The 25557-nt window shown below is 36.6% G+C and carries 17 protein-coding genes and 1 pseudogene; 13 read left to right on the top strand and 5 right to left on the bottom strand.

The genetic code is table 11. The annotated features are described in order from the left end of the window. Positions 1-319 precede the first annotated feature (319 nt). The 6 genes from ACFIJ8_RS01300 (at position 320) to edd (ending at position 8848) form a co-directional block, all read left to right on the top strand. Positions 320-1015 carry a hypothetical protein gene (locus tag ACFIJ8_RS01300; protein WP_375638731.1) on the top strand — a complete coding sequence of 232 codons (696 nt, stop codon included), beginning with the start codon at positions 320-322 and terminating at the stop codon, positions 1013-1015. An 874-nt stretch (positions 1016-1889) separates the two neighbouring features. Further along, positions 1890-3317, top strand: coding sequence for a glutamine synthetase family protein (locus ACFIJ8_RS01295; protein WP_012754778.1), 1428 nt, complete (start codon positions 1890-1892; stop codon positions 3315-3317). Between the two features lie 11 nt (positions 3318-3328). Then, positions 3329-4612 carry an NAD(P)/FAD-dependent oxidoreductase gene (locus ACFIJ8_RS01290; RefSeq protein WP_375638783.1) on the top strand — a complete coding sequence of 428 codons (1284 nt, stop codon included), beginning with the start codon at positions 3329-3331 and terminating at the stop codon, positions 4610-4612. Positions 4613-4732: 120 nt separating this feature from the next. Continuing rightward, positions 4733-6205 (top strand): glucose-6-phosphate dehydrogenase, encoded by a 1473-nt coding sequence (gene zwf, locus ACFIJ8_RS01285; RefSeq protein WP_375638729.1) that lies wholly within the window; start codon positions 4733-4735, stop codon positions 6203-6205. A gap of 10 nt (positions 6206-6215) precedes the next feature. After that, entirely contained in the window at positions 6216-6968 is a 753-nt protein-coding gene (gene pgl, locus ACFIJ8_RS01280; protein ID WP_375638727.1) for a 6-phosphogluconolactonase, read from the top strand. Between the two features lie 56 nt (positions 6969-7024). Then, positions 7025-8848 carry a phosphogluconate dehydratase gene (gene edd, locus ACFIJ8_RS01275; RefSeq protein WP_375638725.1) on the top strand — a complete coding sequence of 608 codons (1824 nt, stop codon included), beginning with the start codon at positions 7025-7027 and terminating at the stop codon, positions 8846-8848. Between the two features lie 66 nt (positions 8849-8914). Here the strand turns inward: edd and folD are convergent, their stop codons facing one another. Next, entirely contained in the window at positions 8915-9814 is a 900-nt protein-coding gene (folD, locus tag ACFIJ8_RS01270; protein ID WP_273787877.1) for a bifunctional methylenetetrahydrofolate dehydrogenase/methenyltetrahydrofolate cyclohydrolase FolD, read from the bottom strand. A gap of 314 nt (positions 9815-10128) precedes the next feature. Between folD and ACFIJ8_RS01265 the strand changes: the two genes are divergently transcribed. Then, positions 10129-12009, top strand: a complete 1881-nt coding sequence (locus ACFIJ8_RS01265; protein WP_375638723.1) for an AsmA family protein — start codon at positions 10129-10131, stop codon at positions 12007-12009. Positions 12010-12335: 326 nt separating this feature from the next. On the opposite strand, the gene ACFIJ8_RS01260 is transcribed toward ACFIJ8_RS01265, so the two are convergent. After that, positions 12336-12479, bottom strand: a complete 144-nt coding sequence (locus ACFIJ8_RS01260) for a hypothetical protein (RefSeq protein WP_012754785.1) — start codon at positions 12477-12479, stop codon at positions 12336-12338. 235 nt (positions 12480-12714) lie between these two features. Here ACFIJ8_RS01260 and ACFIJ8_RS01255 point away from each other — a divergent pair, with 235 nt between their 5' ends. Together ACFIJ8_RS01255 and ACFIJ8_RS01250 are read left to right on the top strand one after the other, a co-directional pair. Beyond that, entirely contained in the window at positions 12715-13458 is a 744-nt protein-coding gene (locus ACFIJ8_RS01255) for a 16S rRNA (uracil(1498)-N(3))-methyltransferase (protein WP_375638721.1), read from the top strand. 68 nt (positions 13459-13526) lie between these two features. Then, positions 13527-14900 carry a glutamate--cysteine ligase gene (locus ACFIJ8_RS01250; RefSeq protein ID WP_273787880.1) on the top strand — a complete coding sequence of 458 codons (1374 nt, stop codon included), beginning with the start codon at positions 13527-13529 and terminating at the stop codon, positions 14898-14900. Positions 14901-17135: 2235 nt separating this feature from the next. Here ACFIJ8_RS01250 and ACFIJ8_RS01245 read toward each other — a convergent pair. Continuing rightward, positions 17136-18321, bottom strand: a pseudogene (locus tag ACFIJ8_RS01245) (type ISP restriction/modification enzyme); the annotation flags it as partial. 823 nt (positions 18322-19144) lie between these two features. Between ACFIJ8_RS01245 and ACFIJ8_RS01240 the strand changes: the two are divergent. Further along, positions 19145-20500, top strand: coding sequence for an L-cystine transporter (locus tag ACFIJ8_RS01240; RefSeq protein WP_273787881.1), 1356 nt, complete (start codon positions 19145-19147; stop codon positions 20498-20500). Between the two features lie 7 nt (positions 20501-20507). Here ACFIJ8_RS01240 and ACFIJ8_RS01235 read toward each other — a convergent pair whose 3' ends face one another. Beyond that, on the bottom strand, positions 20508-21386 hold the full coding sequence (locus tag ACFIJ8_RS01235) for a methyltransferase domain-containing protein (RefSeq protein ID WP_273787882.1): 879 nt from the start codon (positions 21384-21386) through the stop codon (positions 20508-20510). A 197-nt stretch (positions 21387-21583) separates the two neighbouring features. Here ACFIJ8_RS01235 and ACFIJ8_RS01230 point away from each other — a divergent pair, with 197 nt between their 5' ends. Continuing rightward, complete coding sequence (locus ACFIJ8_RS01230; RefSeq protein ID WP_375638719.1) at positions 21584-22369, top strand: ComF family protein; 786 nt, start codon at positions 21584-21586, stop codon at positions 22367-22369. A 47-nt stretch (positions 22370-22416) separates the two neighbouring features. Next, positions 22417-22671 (top strand): glutaredoxin 3, encoded by a 255-nt coding sequence (gene grxC / locus ACFIJ8_RS01225; RefSeq protein WP_273787883.1) that lies wholly within the window; start codon positions 22417-22419, stop codon positions 22669-22671. A gap of 20 nt (positions 22672-22691) precedes the next feature. Here grxC and ubiG read toward each other — a convergent pair whose 3' ends face one another. Beyond that, positions 22692-23435: a bifunctional 2-polyprenyl-6-hydroxyphenol methylase/3-demethylubiquinol 3-O-methyltransferase UbiG gene (ubiG, locus tag ACFIJ8_RS01220; protein ID WP_375628238.1), complete on the bottom strand. Its 744-nt coding sequence runs from the start codon at positions 23433-23435 to the stop codon at positions 22692-22694. A 189-nt stretch (positions 23436-23624) separates the two neighbouring features. On the opposite strand from ubiG, the gene ACFIJ8_RS01215 reads away from it, so the two are divergent. Further along, positions 23625-24881, top strand: coding sequence for an aspartate kinase (locus ACFIJ8_RS01215; protein WP_012754793.1), 1257 nt, complete (start codon positions 23625-23627; stop codon positions 24879-24881). The last annotated feature ends 676 nt before the right edge of the window (positions 24882-25557 follow it).

The raw sequence follows: 25557 nt of genomic DNA, 5'->3' as shown, positions 1-25557 counted from the left end.
CTTAACTTGCACTATATTATTGACGGGCGACTGGTGATCCAATCACCCGAGTGTATTACCAAAGATTTTCACGGAATATAATGAATCCTCCTTTTGTAGAAGTTATATGTATTATACATATAACTTATTATATGAACAGGCTAGCTTGTTTAAGAGGCAATGTAAGGATAAAAATATAAAAGAACTTTCTCTTGCAGCCTTATGGTCTGATATTGTAATTGGTATCTTGTTTTACGTGGTCGGGCTATGGATGCCTAGGGCGAGAAAAAGCAGGGTATTTTAATGGACATGCGGGGCATCATTGTTATGTTGCTGGGACTTGGAATTTGCGTCTGATTATGAAATATCATTAGCGCAAAAAGATGGTTTTAAAGGTAGATATATATTTTTTAATATCCCTGTAAAACTTCGAGAAGAGATAGAATTATCTATTAGAAAACATATAAATGTCCAGTGTGATAATATTATCGAATTACATGACATCATCGCTCTTGCCCGCCATTTTGACATATTACCTAAAATCTCATTGAGATTGTACCATGTACTGGCAAACGGGGATAGATCGCGTTTTGGTATGACTGCGGCGGAGTTACGTGCCGCATTATCTTTGCTAGAATCCAATAGGATTAGGCTTAATGGGGTGCCTTTGCATGTGTGCTCTAATTTGAATTCGACTGAGTTAATAGTATCCACCTTAACTAAGGCTGGAAAGGATATTTACGCATTGAAGGATCAAAAAAGTTTTATCAGTCTAGGCGGGGGATATCCGACTTCCACAGCGTTTTGCGATGCCGTGACGGTCAATGACGAATACCCTCGTAAAATTTATGAGGCACTATCACAATTGGGTTGTGATTTATATAAGCTTACGGTAATTATTGAACCTAGGCGTATTATATCTGAAGATTATGGTTATTTATTTTCAAATATTAGCTCTATAAAAGAGCAGAATGGTACGAACTTAATTACAATTTGGGCTCTGGGGGTGTGTACTCAATCTGCACAGTATCACTAGATCATAAGTCAAAGTATGTGAAAGCAACTGATACAAAAAAGATTTTACGATGGTGGAAGATCGACGATGAAGGACGTTAGTTCAAAGGAAATTGATATTATTGTGTTCTCAGATCCTGATTTTTTGGCTTTTTAGATATAGAATAACACACCCCTAGTGGGCTGGAGACTATCAAATGTTGGATCACGCATGGCGCAATTAGCAAAAAATCCTATCTACTGTATTTTCAGCTCCAAATATTGTGTGCGAAATGCAATGTCAAGCGGTGGGAATTGATATAAGTGCAGAGTCTATAAGTATCTGCTCAGAGCAAGGTTGATAGCTCTATTATGCAGGGGATGGTTAAGTTTCATGTCGGAAATGCTGAGCGTATATCTTATCCTGAAAATACATTTACGTATATTACGGCGGGGTGAGTGTTTGTAAGCACTAGCTGTAAAGGCTACTCACCATCCTAGGGTGTTTACTTCTATGTGGATAACAATAGAGTTACAAAACTTGCTTCATATTAAAAGAAAAGAAACTTTTCTTTTAATATGAAGCATTACTACAACCAAAAGGAAATTAAATATTTCACCTTTATTATCCTCGCCAATGTTTGCTTATATATGATTATTTGAATCGGAATTAGGTTACGTACAATATGGTATTTCTCGCTGTTTTATATAAGAAGAAGGTTCGCACCGATGTATCGCGTGCAATATCAACTTTTTCACTATGGTGATAGGATAGCTTGTTGAGCGTAAAGTTCTTTTACCTTGATAGATCTTATAGTATTCTTCAAAAATATCAGTTGATAATTTTTTTTCGTGTCGTTTATGCAGGGGCTGATACTATAAGAATAGAACTTGATTGTTTGTAAAGTTGGTATGTTATGGCTGTAAAAAATGGTAAACAAACGAAAAGTAAAAATTTTAAACCTGTCTCTCGTTTTCTCAAAAGTTTACGTGGTGTGCACAATTGGGAACAAGTTTCACAATGGCTTGCTTTCCGTAAGGTAGAGGATATTGAATGTATTACGCCTGATCAAGCAGGGGTACCACGGGGCAAGATGATGCTTTCTAAAAAATTTACATCGGAAACATCATTAGCATTGCCTTCAGCAGTTTTTATGGCAACAATTTCAGGGGATTATCCTGAAGATGGTCATGGTTTTGAATATCCTAAAGCAGATGGTGATTTACGCCTTGAGCCTGATCTTTCTACGTTAAGCATTGTTCCATGGGAAGATGCTCCCACAGCACAGGTGATTTGTGATCTTGTGTATCAAAATGGTCAGGTTGTGGATTACACACCACGCAATGTTTTACGAACGGTGGTTCATTTTTACACAAAAATGGGTTTAAGCCCTGTTGTTTCACCAGAAATTGAGTTTTATTTGGTACAAAAAAATCCCGATCCTGATTATCCGTTAGTTCCACCGGTTGGTCGTTCTGGGCGTTCAATTGGTGGTGGACAAGGGTATTCCATTGCTGGTGTTAATGAGTTTGATGATTTGATTGATGATATTTATCAATTTTCAGAGGCACAAGGATTGGAAATTGATACTCTCATTCATGAAGAAGGAGCAGGTCAGTTTGAAATTAACTTACGTCATGGTGATCCTATTGAATTAGCGGATCAAGTTTTTATGTTCAAACGAACAATTCGTGAAGCAGCTCTAAAACATAATATGTATGCAACTTTTATGGCAAAACCCATTCAAGGGCAGCCGAGTTCTGCTATGCATATTCACCAATCGGTTGTTGATAAGAAAACCGGTATGAATATTTTTACACAGGAAAATGGTGAAGAAAGTATCTGTTTTCGCCATTTTATTGGTGGATTGCAAAAACATATGCCAGGGGTACTTGTGATGCTTGCGCCTTATGTGAATTCTTATCGACGTCTTGTCCCTGATAATTCGGCTCCTGTTAATTTGCGATGGGGATATGATAACCGTACTACAGCTTTTCGAGTTCCCCGTTCTGCTCCTCAAGCGCGGCGTGTTGAGAATAGACTTCCTTCATCAGATGCGAATCCTTATTTAGCCCTTGCAGCTTCTCTAGCGTGTGGTCTTATTGGTTTGCAACAAAAAATTGAGCCGGATGAGCCAGCGACAAATAATGTAAACGCTGATAATATTGAGTTACCGCGTGGACTCATTGAGGCAGTCAATTTGTTTGAACAAGATACAGCGATACGTGCTATTTTAGGGGATGTGTTTGTCAGTACTTATGCTGCAATCAAACGACAAGAGTTTGAAACTTTCATGGAAGTAATTAGTCCGTGGGAGCGTGAATATCTTCTGCTGAATGTTTAAATTTTATGACGATGATTGATTATAATTCAATTTCTCCAGGAATTTCTTGGTATGAAGATACTTTAAAAGAACGTCCCTCTTATCCTTCTTTTTGTGAAAACAGACAGTGTGATGTGGTCATTATTGGAGGCGGATTTACGGGTCTGTCGGCTGCTTATCATTTAGTCAAGGCTGGAGTAGATGTTGTTTTATTTGAAGCATCACGTTTTGGTGATGGTGCTTCAGGGCGCAATGGTGGACAGCTGGGAACAGGGCAACGGCAATGGGTAGAAACATTAGAAAAAAAGTATGGTTTTGAGCGAAGTAAGGCTCTGTTTGATTTAGCAGAAGAAGCTAAAAGAGATATTTTATCTTTATGCGCGATGCCTAATTGTTCGTGTGATTTGATAGGAGGACAGCTTTCTGTGACACATAAAAGGCGTGAGCTTCTCTCTTATCAACGGCATATTGAGGTGATGCAGCGTTATGGCTATCATGCGCTTACTTTTATGGATAGGGCAGAAACATCTAGGCGACTTGGATCGTCTTTTTATTGTGGTGGTATTTATGATGCGGATACCGGCCATATAAATCCCTTAAAATTGATTATTGGATTGGCAAAAAAAGCTAAAGATGCTGGTGCTAAGCTTTATGAGAAGTCACAAGTAACGACAGTAAAGCGCAAGGGAGCCCATTGGAAAGTGATAACAGAAAAAGGCGGTGTAACAGCAGAGCATGTTTTACTTGCAACAAATGGGTATAAACTTGGTCTGGAGCGTTTTATTGAAAAAAATATTGTTTCTATTCGTTCTTATATTGGAGCAACGGACCCATTACCAAAGCACAGTTCAATTCTCGCAGGCGGAGAATCGGTTGATGATTCCCGTTTTATGGTTCGCTATTTTCGCAAAAGCATTGATAATCGTCTCTTATTTGGTGGCGTAGAAAGTTATGATAATAAACATCCTTTGAATTTAGATGAACGTATAAAACGGCAAATTGCTGAAATTTATCCTCAATTACATTCTATCAATTTAAGCCATTGTTGGGGAGGAACGGTTGCCATCACAGTTGAGCGCATGCCCTATGTTCGACAACTTTTCTCAAGGATGACTTATTGTGGTGGTTATTCAGGGCATGGCGTTATGCTGGCTCCTTTCATAGGAAAATTATACGCAGAATGGTTGACTGGAAAATATGAACGTTTTTCCTATTTCCAAGACTTAAAGATTTCATCTTTTCCGGGGGGAGGAGTTTTGCGTTATCCGCTTATATTTTTAGCAATGCGTTGGTTTTCTTTAATGGATCGCCTTTAATGGAAACATTGCTTGAAATGAAGAAAATTAATGGCTTATTTAGTATCTGTCTGCTTTAATAATGGAAGCTTTTATAAGTGATATGGGATTTCATAATCGAATAGAAAAATAAACAAGTTCATGGTGCGTAAAATTATTCCAGTTTCTTCCTTTGATTGTATTGTTTTTGGTGGCAATGGTGACTTGGCGTCGCGCAAGCTTTTGCCGGCCTTGTATCATTGTCAGTGTGTTGGTCAATTCAGTGAGCCAACACGTATTATTGGGGCTTCCCGCACTTCCTTAAGTCATGAAGAATATCAAAATTTTGTCCGCACTTCTTTAGAAAAACATATCCATCCAAAAGATCTCAATTCAACAGAACTCAATCGTTTTCTTGCACGTTTAAGCTATGTTTCTGTTGATGTTTCCTCAAATCGAGGGTGGGAGGATTTAGCTCTCCTTCTGTCACAAGGTTCAGCGAATATTCGAGCTTTTTATTTGGCTGTTAGTTCGTCACTTTTTGCTGATATTGCGATGAAGTTGGGAAAAAATGATTTGGTGACACCACAAACACGGATTATCATTGAAAAACCAATTGGTCGCGATGTAAAAACAGCTGTTTCACTTAATGATGCATTTGCAAGCGCCTTTAATGAAGAGCAGATCTTTCGTATTGATCATTATCTTGGGAAGGAAACTGTTCAAAACTTAATGGCATTGCGGTTTGTTAATACACTTTATGAACCGCTATGGAACTCCAACTATATTGATCATGTTCAAATAACCGTTGCTGAATCTTTAGGGTTAGAGGGGCGTACAGAATATTATGAAAGCACTGGTGCTCTACGTGATATGGTTCAAAACCATATGCTGCAATTACTTTGTTTGGTTGCGATGGAAATACCATTTACCAACAGTGCTAATGCTGTGCGCGATGAAAAACTTAAAATTTTACATTCTTTAACACCGCTTGATGTATATAATGTAGGACAGCATACTGTACGTGGGCAGTATCTTTCTGGTCTATCAAATGGTATATCTGTAGAGTCTTATTTCGATGATCTGGGAAGAGTGAGTAAGACTGAAACATTTGTAGCGCTTAAGGTTAAGATTGATAACTGGCGTTGGGCTAATACGCCTTTTTATTTACGAACAGGTAAACGCATGTTCACGCGAATGTCTGAAATTGTTGTGGTTTTTAAACCTATTCCTCATAATATTTTTAATGTGGATTTAGATGAAATTTTTTCTAATCGGCTTGTGATTCGTCTCCAACCTGATGAGGGTGTAAAACAATGGTTGATGATTAAGGATCCAAGTTACGGCGGCATGCGGTTTCGTCACATTCCATTAGATATGAGTTTTGCTTCCGCATTTTCTGAACGTAATCCTGATGCTTATGAACGTTTATTAATGGATGTTATTCGTGGAGATCAAACGCTGTTTATGCGCCGTGATGAAGTTGAGGCTGCTTGGCGTTGGATTGATCCAATCATTGAGGGGTGGGAAGCAATAAAACAGCCTTTTCACAGTTATAGCGCTGGTTCGTGGGGGCCATCTGCTTCGACGATTCTCATGGAACGTGATGGGCGTATATGGAACAATTTAGTTTAGAGCAATAAGTATGTATAGAATGAATATTGACCGTTTAGATTTTGAAACCCCTCAGACTTTAGCCTTGGCATTAGCAGATCGAGTAGCCGCAGAGCTTAGTGTATCTGTTCTTGAGCGTAAGAGAGCAGTTTTAGCGGTGTCTGGTGGTAAAACACCAGAATTGTTTTTTCATTATTTGTCAAAAGCGGATATTGATTGGAAAAATATCATTATCACTTTGGTCGATGAACGTTTCGTTCCTACACACGATGAACGTTCAAATGAGCATATGGTACGGTGTCATTTGTTACAAAATTTTGCCGAAAAAGCGCGTTTTGTAGGGCTTTATCATAAAGCGATTACTGCTGAACTTGCTGCTTTTACAGCGGCGAGTCGTATTAATACTTTGCCTAAACCCTTTGATGTTGTTGTTTTAGGAATGGGGGGTGATGGACATACGGCTTCTTTTTTTCCTGATGCTGATCGTTTAAAGCAAGCGCTTGATCTACGAACACAAGCACTTGTTTTGCCCCTTCATGCTAAGAGTGCTGTTGAGCCAAGACTCTCACTAACTTTGCCAGTTATTATGCAGTCTCGTTGTATTATTCTCCATATCGAAGGTTTTCAGAAACGCGATTGTTTTGAAAAAGCTTGTCAAGATGGATCTGAAATAGAAATGCCTATTCGGGCAGTTTTGCGTAATTCCCCTCATCTTGTGCAGGTTTATTGGTCGCCTGCAGATAATGAAATAAGTGAATTAGAATATGAGAGACAAGGTGAATAAAAACGTAATCTCTCTCAATGAATGAGGGGAAGCAACAATGAAAGAGGGAGGGGAATATGGCACTTTCCAAGACAATTGCCACAGTTACACGAAGGATTTATGAACGCTCTCGATCAACACGAGAAATTTACTTAGATCGTATTGCGAAAGCACAAGTTCATCGCCCCAAACGAAGTTTTTTAGGATGTGCCAATCAGGCTCATGGTTTTGCTGCTTGTGGTGCAATAGATAAAGAGCGTTTGAAGGGAAATATCGTTGGGAATATTGGCATTATCACGGCATATAACGATTTACTTTCAGCTCATCAACCTTTTGAAAAATTTCCTCACTTAATTAAAGAGTCGGCCCGTATGGTTGGTGGTGTTGCACAGGTTGCAGGTGGTGTTCCCGCGATGTGCGATGGTGTTACGCAGGGAAATGCGGGGATGGAGCTTTCCCTTTTTTCGCGTGAAGTAATTGCAATGGCGACAGCTATAAGCTTATCACACGATGTCTTTGATGCAGCATTGTATCTTGGAGTATGTGATAAAATTGTACCAGGTTTATTGATTGGTGCACTAACATTTGGTCATTTACCAGGAATTTTTATACCAGCTGGTCCTATGACAAGTGGTCAAGGTAATGATGAAAAAGCGAAGATACGTCAACTTTACGCGGAAAATAAAATAGATCGCCAAACACTTTTAGCATCAGAAGCACGTTCTTATCATGGACCAGGAACATGTACATTTTATGGAACCGCTAATTCTAATCAGGTGATACTGGAGATGATGGGGCTTCATATGCCGGGAGCTTCTTTTGTTAATGCGAATACACCGTTGCGTGATGCTTTAACAAAAGAAGCTACAAAACGTGTACTTGAAATGACAGATCTTGGTGATCATTATAGTCCACTTGGTATGATCATTGATGAGTGTTCTTTTGTGAATGCCATTGTAGGATTAAATGCAACAGGAGGTTCTACCAATCACACGATTCATTTGATTGCTATGGCTGCTGTTTGCGGTATTAAATTGACATGGCATGATATTGCAGAAATTTCATCCGTTGTGCCTCTTTTAGCGCGCATTTATCCTAATGGCTTAGCGGATATCAATCATTTTTATGCTGCTGGGGGGATGGGATTTATTATTCGTGAGCTTATCGAGGCAGGTTTAGTACATGAAGATGTTTCTACGGTTTTTGGTAAAGATCTCAATGCTTATGCAATTGAAGCAAAGCTTTCTGTTGATGGTCATGTGGTGCGTGAAGCGGCTCTCAAGGAAAGTGGTGATCATAAGGTGTTAGCAGGGTGGAGAAAGCCATTTCAGCCTGACGGTGGTCTTCGTGTTTTATCGGGAGATTTGGGAACAGCTATTATAAAAGTTTCCTCTGTTAAACCAGAGTATTGGCAGATTAAAGCACCAGTCTTTGTTTTTAATGATCAAGAGGAACTACAAAAATCTTTTAAATCTGGAGTGTTGTATGATAAAGATTTTATCGCTGTCATTCGCTATCAAGGACCAAAAGCCAATGGTATGCCAGAGCTTCATAAATTAACGACCATTTTAGGCGTTTTACAAGATCGCGGTCAAAAGGTAGCATTGATAACCGATGGACGTATGTCAGGGGCGTCAGGAAAAATTCCTGCTGCCATTCATGTGACACCGGAAGCAATGGATAATGGCCCCATTGCACGTTTGCAGGATGGTGATATTGTTTTTCTTGATGCTCATGAGGGTAAACTAACTCTTTTGGAGGATTTAGCAAAATTTAACGCGCGAAAAATCATACCTCCTGATCTTTCAAAAAACGAACATGGTGTTGGACGCGAACTTTTTCATGTTTTTCGTCAATCCGTTAGTCGTGCAGATCAAGGGGCATCTGTTTTTATGACATGAAAAATGCAAAAATAAACAAGCTTAATCATGTACAATAAAACCATATACAAGGAATTGTTACAATTCTTAGAATTTTGGTATAGGCAGATTGTGTGATCGCGCGGCGGCTTTGAGTGTATTAACCATAAGCATGGCAATTGTCATTGGTCCAACGCCTCCTGGAACAGGGGTAATCGCAGCAGCTTTTTCTTTTACGTTTTCAAAATCGACATCACCAACAAGACGTGTTTTCCCTATACCTTTTTCTGGTGCAGCAACGCGGTTAATACCAACATCAATAACAATTGCACCATTTTTTATCCAGTCTTTTTTAATCATTTGTGGGCGGCCTACAGCTGCGACTAAAATATCAGCGCTTCGACACACATCATCAAGGTCACGGGTACGACTATGGGCAATTGTCACAGTGGCATTGGCTGCTGTTAAAAGGGCAGCCATAGGTTTTCCAACAATATTAGAGCGTCCAACAACGACAGCATCAAGTCCAGATAAATCTTGCCCACAGTGTCGTTCAATCATCATCATGGCACCAGCTGGTGTGCAGGGAATAATCGCATCTTCAAGTGCATTTGCCGCGAGTTTTCCTACATTAATATAATGAAAACCATCAACATCTTTTTGGAAAGCAACGGCTTGTGTTATGCGATTTGTATTCATATGAGCAGGGAGAGGCAGCTGTACCAAAATACCATGAATTTTTGGATCAGAATTTAATGTTGCAATAAGTTGAAGGAGTTCTTTTTCTTGCGTTTCTTTAGAAACGACATGTTTGATTGAAAGAAACCCACATTCTTCGGCTTTTTTATTTTTTGAGGTGACATATACTTGACTTGCGGGATCATCTCCAACGATAATAACAGCGATACTAGGTTGTATATTATAGTGATGGCGGAGCTTTATTGTTTCGGCCTTAACTTTCGCAATAATCTCTTCAGCAAGTTTTTTTCCATCGATAATATTATTCATTCAGAGATCCTTTCGGTAAGGCTGTTTGTTTTTTTGTAAAGCATTTTCTAATAATACGATAGAGTTTTATAGCAATATTCATATGAGAACAGTAAGAATGGTTTTATAATGTTGTGGATTTATAGTTTTGAAGACTTTTAAATAATTGCTTTATAAAGAAGCAGCAACATTGCTGTTTGAATAAATTTTGGATAAAGAACAAAAATAATGAAGATACAAAGTGGATATAGTGAATTATAGGGTTATAAAAACTTTTTATGATCATTTAAGTTTGTTTTTAATCTGTTATAGGGGGATAAATATAGAGGGATATTGTGCGCATCAGAATAATAAAATTTTTGAGCGGAATTTTTATTGCAATTATCTTTTTATTTGGAGTGGGGATTCTCGTTTTACCTTATCTTATCTCTACAGATGCGATTCGTATTCGTTTAGCGCAGGATTTGAGTGCATGGACCGGTTACAATGTGCAATTGCGTGATCCACCGCGGTTACATCTTTTTCCTTATCCTAAAGCATTTCTTTCTGGCGTTACTTTAACATCAAAAATGGATGATGTTGCGCCATTAATGGAAGCAGAATCAATAGAAGTTGATCTTTCTGTCGTCGATCTTCTTTGGGGACATGTTTCTTTTTCAGAGACGCGGATTATGCGTCCTCAATTTGTTATGGAAAAGCCTGTTAAAACAATAGCAGATTTTTTTGATCGGTTTTCTCGCTCACAAGGTGCATTAGGGTTGGCAATACGCAATACGCGTGAAATATTAAAACATAATCCTGAACATCCAGAGATAGAGCACCTTTTAAAACAACCTTTTGGGCGGATTGTCATTAAAAATGGTGTTCTTGTGTATCACGATAGTTTTTCGGGGATGGCAGAAAAAATAACAGGATTAAATGCGACTTTAGATTGTCCGGAATCGACTCAGGAAGTACGGTTACGTGCAGATGCGCGTTGGCGCGGAGAATTTACAAAGTTATCAATTGATGCTTCTCAAGCATTGCTGCTTCTTGCAGGAGGAAAAAGTCATATTAGGGCAAGTCTCAATTCTGTACGTGGGGGAATAACTTTTACAGGAAAGGCTCGGTTATCTGAATATTATATTTTTGACGGAAAAGTATCGATGCGTTCTCCGGGATGGAATCAGACATTGTCTTGGGTTGGTGGAAATCAGTTTTGGGGACATAAATTTAAAATACCCATTGTATGGGAATCTCATTTTTTAGCGCAGCCAATGCATATTCAAATGAACAATGTTACATTTACGATGGGGAAAGCTAATGCGCGAGGAGCTTTAAAACTCGATTTTCAAGATTATGTACCAAATGTTATGGGCTCGTTAGCCTTTGATAACCTAGATCTTAGCCTCTTGGGTTCAATGTTTTTTTCAGGTAAAAAGAAAAATTCCTTCTTTGATATGACAATTTTTGATCGTATTGGCGTGGATATACGACTTTCTGCGCCACAGGCTAAAATAGGAAATATTTCACTCACAAATTTAGCGGCTGCAATACAAATAAGAAATGGGCATGGTATTTTTGATCTTGGACATGCGAATATTTTTGGTGGATCCGTGCAAAGTAATATTGAAGTTACGCCAGCTGGACAGAAAGTGCGTATAGGAGGAAATATTTCAGGTGCTTCTATTGATATGCAGGAGACTTTAGAAACCTTGGGATTTATTCCATTTATACAAAGCAAAACGAATTTTACTGCAACGATACGAACACTTGCTGATTCTTGGCGAGAAATTTTTACGAAAATGCAGGGTGAATTAACACTGAAGATGTCTTCTGGTCGGCTCTTAGGGTATGATTTGAACGAATTACAAACAAGACTTTTAAATAAACAACAATTTCTTTTAATGGCTAATGATACTTTTTCAACAACATTTGATCACTGGGATATTCAGACAAGCTTTTCAGAAGGTATGATGAAGGTGACAGAGTCATTAATGCGTACAGCAGACTTGAGCTTATCCATTCAAGGAACCGTTGCAACTGCTATCGCGCAAGGGAAGCAGAATGAATTGATATTACAGGCACAACTACGCAAAAACTATAGATCAGAAACTTTATGTAAAGATGTCCAATGTCTCGCTAATAGCCTTGTATGGCCTTTTACATTTTCTCTAAGCTCTAAAGGGCAAAACCATGGTAATTTTTTGGTTACAAAAGACATTGACGCAGATTAAGAATTGTTTTTTATCTACATAGCATTCTATCTTATAATAGTAATTCGTCTTTTTGAAACTTAAAATTGTCTTTTAATTTAAATCAGAGGTCGCACTCTATCGGAAGATTTTCTCATTTTAAATCCGTTCGTGGTGAAGCAGTAAAAATCGTTCTCTCCGTCATAAGTGTGGTTGATATAGATAGTTGATATAGATAAATGATTGAAGAGAGGAATAAAAATCCTTCTTATGGAATCTTTCAAATACAAGAAATTCATAATATTGATGCAAATCTTATAAAAGTTTCTAAAAAACATTAAATTTTTAAGGGGGATGTCGGCCAGTGCTTACTGAATCCCAGAAGAAATACCATAACCATCTTTGGTAATTGTATGCTTCCCATCTGCTCCAACAGAACCAATTCCCACTGTAATCAAAATAAAGGCTAAGAGGGTTGTAATCGTAATAATTGTAGCTTTTTTAGCAGACATATTTTTCCTCCACGGATGCATCAATGACTGAATGCAAAGATGAATGGTGCATTATTAAAACTTTTATGAAAGTAGAATCACTTAAGGATCTATAAGTTCCTATTATTATCTCATAAAGCTAAAAAAACTCTATAATTCTTTAATATATTATAGTTCTATAGATATAATTTTTTCTTTTTGCTATATATTTTTCTTTATTTTCTCGATGACGATAGTGAGCATTGGCAAAATTTTTATGCGCATAAATTATAAACTTAAAAGATTATTTATACGACAGACATTGGCTTTGAATGAAGAAATAAAGATAGAGGGGGCACAAGCTTCTTATCTTGTGCATGTTTTGCGTATGAAAGAAGGAGCAGAAGTTTTACTTTTTAATGGACAGGATGGTGAGTGGCTTGCTAAACTTATCATTGTTAAGAAAAAATTTGTTGTGGTTCAGCTTATCCATCAAGAAAGATTACAAACGACGCATTCCAGTCTTATCTATTGTTTTGCTCCACTCAAAAACGCGCGGTTGGATTATATGGTGCAGAAAGCTGTTGAAATGGGGGTATCGGTTTTGCAGCCTGTTATAACGCATCATACGCAGGTTACGCGTATCAATATGGCGCGTATGGAAGCCAATGTTATTGAAGCTTCTGAACAGTGTGGCATTTTATCTCTCCCTGAATGCGTATCTGCTCTATCATTAGCAGAACTTTTAGTACGATGGGATGAGACACAGCCTTTATTCTTTTGTGATGAAGAGCATAAATCGCATAATCCATTACCTTCTTTTAAAAAGCGTGACGTTACAACACCTGGTATTCTTATTGGACCGGAAGGTGGCTTTAGTGAAGAAGAGCGGAGCTTTTTAAAAAAACATCCTTTTGTGGTTCCAATATCATTAGGTCCGCGTATTTTACGCGCTGACACTGCCGCTGTTGCTGCTTTGGCTCTTCTTAATGCTACCGTGGGGGATTGGGCAATGGATTGAGAAATCTGTAAAATCATTCTAAACAATTCATTTAAGATGATGATACCAATGATAGGATACGATAAGTTATGGCGCTTGATATAACTGATGAAAGTGAAATTTATAACTTAGATTCCTTGGTTAGTTATTTCCAAGGGGGGTATAAAGCAGAAGATGATTGGCGTATTGGTACAGAACATGAAAAATTTCCGTTTTATAAAGATGGTTTTCACCCTGTTCCATATGAAGGAGAGAGGGGAATCCGAGCGCTTTTAGAGAGGATGCAAAGCGCCTTAGGATGGAAACCTATTTTAGATGACGAGAATATTATTGGGCTCGTAGGATCAGTTAATCAGGGAGCCATTTCTTTGGAACCTGGAGGACAATTTGAATTATCTGGTGCACCATTAAAATCAGTAGGCCATACATATCACGAGTTGATGGAGCATTTAACTCTTCTCAAAAAAATTGCAGAACCATTGGGTATAGGTTTTCTAGGTCTTGGAGCTAGTCCAAAGTGGACTTTAGCTGAAACGCCACGAATGCCTAAATCACGTTACCAGATTATGACTGATTATATGCCTAAAGTGGGGCATAATGGTCTTAATATGATGTATCGCACATCAACAGTTCAGGTTAATCTTGACTTTTCATCTGAAAGTGATATGCGGCGAAAAATGCAAGTGTCCATGAAATTACAGTCCATTGCAACAGCATTATTTGCAAGTTCACCTTTTACAGAAGGACGCCCAAATGGCTTTTTGTCGTGGCGTTCTGAAATTTGGCGTAATACGGATAATCAGAGGACAGGCGTTCTTCCCTTTATATTTTCTGAGCGTTTTGGTTTTGCTGATTATGTTGAATGGGCTCTTGATGTTCCAATGTATTTTGTTGTGCGGGATGGTCGTTATTATGATTGTACACATATAACATTTCGTCAGTTTATGAATGGAGCATTAAAAGGACAAGTTGCAAATTCAATTCCAAACATGGGAGATTGGATTAATCACTTATCGACGTTATTTCCTGAAGTCCGCTTAAAAAGATTTTTAGAAATGAGAGGAGCTGATTGCGGTTCTTGGAAGCGCATTTGTGCGTTGTCGGCTTTTTGGGTCGGGCTTCTTTATGATAGGGAAGCACTTAATGAGGCTGAAGCTTTGACAAAAGATTGGTGTTTTGAAGAAGTTTTAGATGTGCGCCAACGCGTTCCTAAAGAAGGGTTAAGAACTCCTTTTCGTCAAACTATTCTTTTAGAGTTAGCACGACAAGCTCTTGCTATTGCCCGCAAAGGCTTAAAAAATCGCAAACAGTATGATACGAATGGTTTTGATGAAACAAATTTTCTTAATCCTTTAGAAGAGGTTGTTGCAATGGGACAAACAGATGCTGAAAAATTTTTGTCTCATTACTATTCTATTTGGAATGAATCTGTAGAACCTTTATTTTTAGAATGTGCCTATTAAATTTGAAGAAAAGAGACTTCCTACTTTTTAAAAAATGCATATCACCGTGGTGGCTCATTCATTCATTTGCTCTAGAGAGCATATCCTGCCTTTCTTTTAACATTTCTCATAAATGGTACAATACAAAAATCTCTTGGGCAGTGTGATTTTTATACCCAATAATATCACGATATTTCCGTAATCTTAATGTTGTACCTTTGTGCTAAAAATAGCTCATAAAAGATATACTTAAGCTTATTATCAAACATTTTTTATTCACATAGCTCATCCTACTTATGAATAGGTCTGAAAATTATATTTTTCACTCTTAAAAGGGATTAAAAAATATAATTTTCGTTTAAAGGAGGAGATATGCCAAAAATCATTTTTAATAGGTAATTTCTTGAAATTATGTTGCTAATATGAATATTTTTTATGTCTTATTATTCTCACTCCATGTATTTGATTATATTATATCAATATGTGTTATTCTGTTGTTACAAGAGTAAAGTATGGAATAAAAATAAAAAATTTCAGTTTTTGCAGAGACGGGCAACAAAAACTTTTTTGTTAGCTAAACATATCTATCGCACTTTTAAATTTTTCTTCTTCCATTTTTTAGTAGCCAGATCTCAAGGGGCTTTTATACCTTTTTGTACCATTATACGATATAGTTATACAGTCATCATGAAGGCAATAGATGTATTTTAAAAACGGGTAGGAAAATTACAGGAGATCATTTTCTCTATACAGATAATTTATTCTTTTGCTATTTCCTCTTTTTAGCGATATTCTGAATTTCTATAGTTGTTATTTGAGGTATGACTGATAAAGTTCGTTGTACGGATAGGGATCATTCACTTTAGTATATCCAAGTGATATTAATACAGCAAACAAAACGATCAATAGAGAAGATAAAACAATAAATGTTACGGTACGTTTCATGAGTGATTTAACTCCTTATCTTCGATAAATAGGTCGGTATTGAATACGGGGCTATTACGACGGTTGATATCATTTAATTTGGTTATATCAATGGTATATGTGATATTTTTGTTGGTATTGTGTTTCAAATTATATTGAATGATATGTAGATTACGAGTGGCGTTGCATTTCCCATAAAAGGGTATTGTATGGCATAGCTACACCCGACAAAGTACTCATATACTAACAAAAGCATAAAAGACAATCAGTATTTTAAAGGTATGGAAAAGGCTTTTTCGTAACATATAAACTAATATATCTAGAATTTATGTAACACGATACGTATTTATTGTAAATAAATATTTTACAATTTTATATTTTTTGAATATATCATGTGTAAATATTGTTTATATGCTTAGTACTTGATTATTTTTTATTATATCTCTTAAGGATATATTGTGAAATTTATTAAACAATTGCGTTATTTATTATCTATAACATTAATAATATTTATAAACGCTCTCATCATGCGTATTTTTAGCTTTATAACGTATCAGTTTTTTACTAAATGATTTTAATGATTTTTGTAGATTTTGTTTATAAGGGGCTCTAATTTGAACAACTTTAATAGGCACCGCGTTCTTTATAACCAACGCGTTCATTTGCATTGTGATTATGAAAACCTGCTTTTTTCACGCATGCTCTATAGCTATTATATTTTTATAGTTATGGCACCATTTTTTATTTTCATAATATAAATGATAAAGATGATAATGCGCTTTATTGTCTGTTATAAAAACATCTAAAGAGAGACTGATAATTATAGAGGTCAGCAAACTCTCTTTTAATAAACTTTTGTCATTTTTCTGTCAGTAAATTGAACCGACAAAATAGATCATTTTAGTGAGTGATTAAATATATCTTGTAAAAAGCATGTGATTCTTTAAAGCCATTTCAAAAGATAGGTTTTAGTCATAAAAAATGCTATTAAGACCATTATGGTTATTAGTTTTGAGGTTCTTGAAGATTTTGAGGATTTTAGACACCTTCAAAATCTATAAGTAAAATGAATACATAAAGCTCTTTTTCGACAGAGTTTTTCAAAACAATAAAGCTATCATTTTAGATTACGATATAATCTTTTAAAAGCAATCCAAATAACAGTGTTTAAAAGTGCAAAGCTTCTTTTTTAGAATAACGCATGATAAGCTATCCTTTTAAGATTGTAGGTAATAAACTTAATAAGATGATTAAAGTTATAGACTGCCGTTTTAAAGCAATACACAAGAGACTTTTATGAGGTGTGTTAAACTAATAAGTCTATTCGGTTTCTCACACTTCTAATTTTGGTAGTTTCTTAATAATTTTCATTGTTTCTAAATTTATAGTATGATCCTTTGAAACAACTCTAATGGATAAGCAAGGTTACTAATGGTTCCAATAGCATAGCGATTGGCATCATTAGCAATGCCGCTCTTTTTATCTGTCTTTACACATTGACACTCCATAACCCATTCAAGAGTGGGGTTGCCATTAACGATATACTCATAAGCTTCAAGAAGGATGTCTGTCATGATGATATTGCTGTTGTAAATAAAGTAGATTTATCCTTTTCCTTACTATTTTTAATTTTTGCGAATTTCATTTCTGTCACGTAATAAAAATTTTCGGGATTAGAGATGTCTGTCAGTTTTGGATTACCCTTTTTTAAAGGTCACAAGATAAGGCTCCACACTTTCATAATTCATGTGCAAGTGATCAAATTCACACTCTGTTGTCACAATATCCAGAAATCTTCAGCGCTTTTTACACAAGGGATACGAGGCAATTCTTTGCATAAATTTTTCATAAATTATGAGCATAGCGAGTACGGTAATCTTTTGAATGCAATAATCCGTAAGCTTAATAGAATAGATCATCTTTAGTTATGGTCTCACTAGGATAAGCAGCTGAAAATGCGCTAATCCTTTATCAGTGATGGCATCACGCCTCTGTAAACCAGATGTTTTTCTTTCCTTTATTGAATTTGTAAACAAATGGGATTGTTTCTCATCATGATCAGTTATAGAAGATTCAACATTTTTATAAAGATACCGTGGAAAGCATTGTCCTGTATCTATTGCATCTAGATTAGGTAAATTCTTAGCTATCAACACAGAAAAACAGCTTCGTGCTCCTATGCTTGTAATTTCTATGACTCTATTTTCTACTGCTTGCCCCATAGGGAATACATGTGGTATCTGATCAACTCCGTCATTGAAGATACGATTATAATAAAGTCATAGTCGTGTAAAAGGACGATACGAACTTTGCGTGAGACATGTCTCTTCAAATTCAAAACCCCTTCCTCTGATTAGTTCTTGCTTAACATTATAACTACAACTTATCTTTTTATATCTAAAGTGATAAAATTATCTACGGCACGTACACGTGTTGTTCGATCAGCATATAGATATGTATCGTTAAAACGTTTTACTGCGCTATTATAAAAAGCAATCATATTATTTATATTTTCTGCTCAAGCTCCGCCCTCCAATGTTGCGACAGCTCTTGCATTAAGATGTTTCATAAGAGGTATTTCTACTCCTTATCTTATACATTTTTTATCCACACGCCAGCCCTGCTTGTGACGTGCAAGAAAATGATTTTGATTGATTCAAGCATAAACAGGTTTGAAATGAGAGAATCTTACGTTATTCGGGACTCTCATTTAATATACAAAACAGTAAATTATTTATTATAAATCAATGTATTGTCGTTCAATAGGCATTGTGGCTTTCAAAGTCTTTTTTATGACTATAAAAAGAATTTCGAAAAATAAAAAAGCGTTCATTGAAAGCAAAGAAAGAATCTATGAAAGGTATTTTCAATAAAATAATTATATTTGAAATGCTGATCAAAGCTGTTGAGTGTGCAGTCCATAAAATTAGCAAAAGTAGCTTGTTGGTGTATTTTCTAGAAAAATCATGAATGTTCGATTGTTAATTCATCCTTTCTTGAAAAGCTCGCTTCAGTTCAAATAGCAAAAGAGAGAGGTAAGGATATTGATAGGATAAGATATGCTGGAATTGTTCAGTATTAAGATGCAATGAATGTTGTTTATATTTCTCTTTTTTAACTATTTTATGAGAGCATAAATTTAAAGAATAGGAAAATAATTTTATTTATTTTCTTTAAACAGTTATTAGTAGATAAAAAATTCTCTTTTAATCTATAAATTAAAAAAATAATGATTTTGTAAAAGCCTGGTAAGCTTTATGTTAATTTTAAATATCATGCATTGATTTTGAATTATGCAGATTATTGACGTCAATCATAACAATAGTAAGTGAGCATAGACAATGACATTTAATTTTTTCGTCAATTTATTTCTATTTGTTATTTTTTTATTGTTTGTTTCTCAAAGTAAGAGAATGCAATGGAGTCTTTCACTACGTGTTATGCTAGGGCTTATCCTTGGCTTGATTTTTGGAAGTGTTTTGCAGTTTATTTATGGAGAGGGTGAAAGCACTTTATTGAAATCCGTTGAATGGTTTAACATTGTTGGTGAGGGCTATATCTTATTGTTGCAAATGATTGTTATGCCACTGGTTTTTATCTCTATTGTTTCAGCAGTTGCTCATTTACATTCTGTTTATGCTGTTGGAAAGATGAGTATAATAACAATTTCAATATTGCTTTTTACAACGGCTCTTTCAGCATTGGTTGGTGTTTTTGTGATTAATTTTTTTGGATTAACAGCCGATGGTTTAGTGCATGAAGGGCAAAATGTCTCTGCTATTCTTGAAGGTCATATTTCTAAACTTGGAGATATGAATATACCAAAGATGATTTTGTCTATGATTCCTAAAAATCCATTTGCTGAGTTGAGTGGAGCTAAACGTACGTCAATTATCAGTGTTGTTATTTTTGCGTCATTTTTAGGTGCAGCGGTTCTTCTTTTAAAGAAAGATGAGCCAGAAAAAGGAGAAAAAGCGCTTTTATTTATTCAAGTGGGACAAGCTTGGATTATGCGGTTAGTCCGTATCGTGATTGCTTTGACGCCTTATGGTATTTTTGCACTTATGACGAAAGTAGGAGCAATATCGCGTATTGCAGATATTTTAAATTTACTAGTTTTTGTCATTGCCTCTTATGTCGGTATTATTTTAATTTTTGGAATTCATGGTGTATTGCTTGGTATTTCTGGGGTTAATCCCTTTCGTTTTTTCAAAAAGGTTTTACCGGTTTTAACATTTGCTTTTAGCAGTCGTTCAAGTGCTGCAAGTATTCCTTTAAATATTGAAGCGCAAACACAGTGGATAGGTGTACCACAACCCATTGCGAGTTTTGCAGCTTCTTTTGGGGCAACAATTGGACAAAATGGTTGTGCTGGTCTTTATCCAGCGATGCTTGCGACCATGATTGCACCATCTATGGGTATTAACCCTCTTGATCCTACTTGGATTGCTACGCTTATTGGGGTTGTGACATTGAGTTCTATTGGTGTTGCTGGTGTAGGGGGAGGCGCTATTTTCGCTGCATTGATTGTGTTACCAATTATGGGGCTTCCTGTTACTTTGGTTGCTGTACTTATCTCTATCGAACCGCTAATTGATATGGGACGGACCGCTCTAAACGTGAGCGATTCAATGATAGCTGGAACGATCACTAGTCAAATGTTACAGACAACAGATAAAAGTATTTTTAAAAAATGATTTTAGGTTATGTTTTTTGGGGTTGTAAAATATCTGTAAGAGATATTTGCGCTGAACCAGGTTGTAAGGGTTTTTGTTGATTGGGATGAGGAGCCCAACCAGAGAGCCAGATGAAAGAAAAATGTGCACGAATACGTCCATCAGGATCACTAAATCGTTGTGCATAGATTTCAGCTGCGCGGAGAAAAAAACGTTTGGATACAGGGCGTCGTGAACGATTGATGAGTGCATTTTGCATTCCCATAGCTTTAAGATCGTGCATAAGGTCAAACATTGTATTATAACGTATTGTGATATCTTCAACGTCTGCTACAGGCAGAGCAAAGCCAACACGCTGTAAGAGAGCGCCTGCATCACGAATGTCGGCAAAAGGATAGATCCTAGGGCTTGCTCCACCATAAATTTCACTTTCAGCTTGCAGCAGGCTTTCGCGCAATTCTCTTAATGTACCAGCTCCTGCCATAACAGCAAGAAATAAGCCATCTGGTTTAAGGGTGTTTTTTATCTGGCTTAGAACACCAGGGGTATCATTAGTCAATTGTAATGAAAGAAGTGAAACAATAAGGTCACAGTAACTTTGAGGTAAATCAAGAAATTCTCGATGACGTAAATGAAATTTTTTATCATGGCTTTGGTAAAGCGTATCGGTCTCAATACGTTCTATGGAACAAACTTTTCCAGATTTCATTAAAGCTTGCGCAGCAAGGTCTGTATGGCTGTGTAAATCGAGAGCTAATGTAAAGAGGCGATCAACAGTGCTAAGACGTTTATAGAGATCTTCTGCCATGTGAGAGAGTAAAAAGTCGTATCCTTTTTTTGCTTTTTGAAAGGCACGTTTTCGGAATTGTTCAATGCGGTTATGATCAAAAATTAAAGGATGCGACATATTGTGGAACACTTTCGATCTATGAAAGAATATATTTTGAAAAGGTTCATTATTTGTGCAAGCTCTGTCAAGTTTATAATATGAAAGAAAAATAAATTTATAGAAGGTAAGAGTTTTTAAAGGAATTAAAATTATAAATTGAGGAAATACAAAAGAACTTTTGTTCTGAGGGAAACTTGTAAAAGCCTAAATTTATAATGTTGTATTTTCGAGAAGCGGCGTTAAGTAGTGGGGATATACTAAGTAAGTTCATTGAACGCTTGAAAACGGTGCTTTATCCACCAATTTGTCCTGGATGTAAGCAAAATGTTTCTACTTATGGCACGATTTGCTCCGAATGTTGGAAAGACCTTCAATTTATTACTAAACCTTATTGTCCTGTTATGGGGACTCCCTTTGTTTGTGATATGGGGGATGGTTTTCTCAGTGGTGAAGCGCTTCGTAATTCTCATCCTTTTTCACGTGTCCGTTCTGCTATTGTTCATAAAGGGCTTGCACGAGCTTTAGTAACGCGCTTAAAATATGGTGATCATATAGAATTGGCATCATTTATGGCCAACTGGATGATGTTTGCTGGACGCGAGGTTATTGATGATTGTGATGTTATTATTCCCATTCCATTGCATTTTCGTCGTTTTTGGGAGAGACGTTATAATCAATCTGCTGAGCTTGCGCGTTATATTGCAGCAGCACAAAAAAAGCTTTTAAAACCGAGTTGGCTTGTTCGTTGTCGGCATACCCGTCCGCAGGTTAGTCTTTCTTCGAGAGAGAGAAAACTGAACGTAAAAAATGCTTTTAAGGTTTCGCATAAGGTTAAAAAATATCTCAAAGGATGTTCTGTTTTGCTGATTGATGATGTATTTACAACAGGCGCAACAGTTACAGCAGCAGCTGCTGCATTAAAATATGCAGGTGCGCGACAGGTTGATGTGCTAACATTTTCGCGTGTTCTCAAAGAAGATTCTATTTTTCCCTCCTCGTAAGAGGAATTTAAAGTGAATATTATTAAAAAATATTGGAGGATAATACTATGAAAGAGATAATAATTTATACACGCCCTAACTGCCCTTATTGCACAAAAGCACGTGATTTGCTTAATAAAAAAGGCGTAAAGTATACAGATATTGATGCTTCCACATCCCTTCGCCAAGAAATGGTACAGCGTGCAAATGGACGTAATACATTTCCACAAATTTTTATAGGTGATTATCACGTTGGCGGTTGTGATGATCTTTATGCTTTAGAGGCTGAGGGAAAGCTCAATTCTTTATTACAAGGCGTATAATATTTGTAAATTACATATCCTTAAGACCGTTTTGCGAGAAGGAGATAGTTAACGCTCATGTCTTTTGAGCGATTCCAGCTGTCGTTTAATGGGTTATAAGTAATCCCTATTTCATCAATGATAGTTAGGGCGTTTTTTGATAAGAAATTTTTAAGTTCTAGAGGTTTTAGGAATTTTTTATAATCATGTGTTCCTTTAGGAAGCCAACGTAGAATATATTCAGCGCCTACAATAGCAAGCCCCCATGATTTCCACGTGCGGTTGAGTGTTGAGACAAACATTAACCCTTGTGGTTTCAACATTTTTGCTGTGGCTGCTATGAAGAGATTAACATCAGCGACATGTTCAACAACTTCCATATTAAGGATGATATCAAATTTTTCTCCTTCATTGGCAAGAGCTTCTGCTGTCATCGTGCGGTAATCAATGGAAAGATCATTTTGAGCTGCATGGGTTTTTGCGACTTCAATATTTGTTTGTGCAGCATCAACGCCTACGACCATAGCGCCAAGACGTGCCATTGGTTCACATAACAAGCCTCCTCCACAGCCAATATCAAGAATTTTCAAATTATCAAAGGGCGTAAATGAACAAGGGTCACGATTAAACTCTAAACAGATTTTTTCTCTGATGTAAGCAAGGCGCGTTGGGTTAAATTGGTGAAGAGGTCGAAATTTTCCTTGTGGATTCCACCATTCTGTAGCAATACGTGAAAAATGATCAATTTCACTTTGATCAATAGTTGTTTGTGTTTCATCTATCATGTTGCCTGCCTTTTATTTTTAATGATCAAGTCCAGTAGATTTTATACAAAGTCAAGAGAAATTAATATAATCATAATGAAACTTGCACAAATGATAGATATTCGCTATGTCGAGAAAATGGTTAGTTGATACAGCATCTAATTCTCATTACCGTTTGAGATAAGAGATGTAAAGGTAAGAGTGTTATTAATGGCGCGCATTGTCATGAAATTCGGTGGAACATCTGTAGCAAATATTGAATGTATTCATAATGTTGCACGGCATGTCAAAAGAGAGATTGATGCAGGCAATGAGGTTGCCGTTGTCGTATCTGCGATGGCTGGTAAAACCAATGAGCTTGTTCAGTGGACGTGTGATGCTTCCTCCAAGCATAGAGATGCTCGTGAATATGATGTTGTGGTTGCTTCTGGTGAACAGGTTACTTCAGGTTTGTTGGCTTTGACACTTCAAGAAATGGGTGTGAATGCACGTTCATGGCTTGGTTGGCAAATTCCTATTCATACAGACAATGCGCATGGACGTGCACGTATTACTGATATTGATGGATCTTTTTTAATCGAGTGTTTTCAGGAAGGTCAGGTTGCCGTTATTGCTGGTTTTCAAGGGTTAGCTCCAGATAACCGGATTTCTACCTTAGGGCGTGGGGGATCAGATACAAGTGCTGTTGCTATAGCCGCGGCTGTACAAGCTGATCGCTGTGATATTTATACGGATGTAGATGGTGTTTATACAACGGATCCACGTATAGAACCGAAAGCGCGTCGTTTACCAAAAGTAGCTTTTGAAGAAATGCTGGAAATGGCTTCTCTTGGTGCAAAGGTTTTACAGGTTCGTTCTGTTGAATTGGCAATGGTTCATAAGGTTCGTACCTTTGTGCGTTCAAGTTTTGAGGATCCTGATGCGTTAGGCATGGAGGATCCAATGAGTTCTTCTGGAACACTTATTTGCGATGAGGATGAAATCGTGGAACAACAAAATGTTACTGGTATTGCTTTTGCTAAGGATGAAGCGCAAATTTCCCTTCGTCGGCTTGCCGATCGTCCAGGGATTTCGGCAGCAATTTTTGGTCCCTTGGCTGAAGAGCGCATTAATGTTGATATGATTGTGCAAAATATTTCTGAAGATGGCTCAAAAACTGATATGACTTTTACTGTACCATCATCAGATGTAGAAAAAGCCGTTGCACTTCTTGAGAAGAATCGCAAAGAAATTGGATTTGATGTTCTCCAATTTGAAAGTGATCTTGCCAAGGTATCTGTGATTGGTATTGGAATGCGTAGCCATGCAGGTGTTGCCGCTACAGCATTTAAGGCTTTGGCTGAAAAGGGTATTAACATTCAAGCAATTACGACCTCAGAAATTAAAATTTCTATTTTGATTGATAGTGCTTACACTGAACTTGCGGTTAGAACATTACATGCTGTTTATGCACTTGATAAGGGATAAGCATTTTTTAGTTTCAACAAAGTTTCAATAACATAACGCTTTAATATATATTAATAATTTTTGTTAAGGACAATTTATATTTTTAACTTAAATAGAATATTTAATACAGCAAAACTCTCTCATTTTAAATTTGTTCATGATGAATTTAAAAATGGTTGCTTATACATGACAAGAGAAAGATGTTTAGGTAAAAATGTTTAAGAAGGGATATAAAATATGCCGTCTATAAACGTTTTAAAGCCTATAGAGAGGGATAGAGAAGTCTTCACAATATAAGCCTTTAATAGAATAAGGAACAATGCACTGCGTTTATTCAAAGGATGCATGTGACATGAGGGACAGCCTTGTGAATACAGATTTAATATTATAAATCTTAGAGAAATTTGAGCTCATTGGATTAGTGACGGAATTATCAAAAATAGAATCGAAGATGTACTTTCTAGAGATATTTAGCTTGTCTCAAATGGTTGTTTATGGCTTTACGTGTATCTTGTAAATTTATTTTTTTCCGTATTATGAGGCAATAAAAATATATCTTTATAGACAATATTTATGTTGCGCTATAAGTTGCAGAATTACTATATCTTATGCGTTTACGGCTTATAGCTCTTCAGAAGCACTTTTCATAAAATCATGTAACGATAGATCAAAATTAAATGATAATATTATAGCGTGC

The sequence above is a fragment of the Bartonella sp. MF74HXZ genome (genome assembly GCF_042194445.1).
Taxonomy (GTDB): domain Bacteria; phylum Pseudomonadota; class Alphaproteobacteria; order Rhizobiales; family Rhizobiaceae; genus Bartonella; species Bartonella grahamii.
This window is presented reverse-complemented; position numbering and strand designations above follow the sequence as displayed.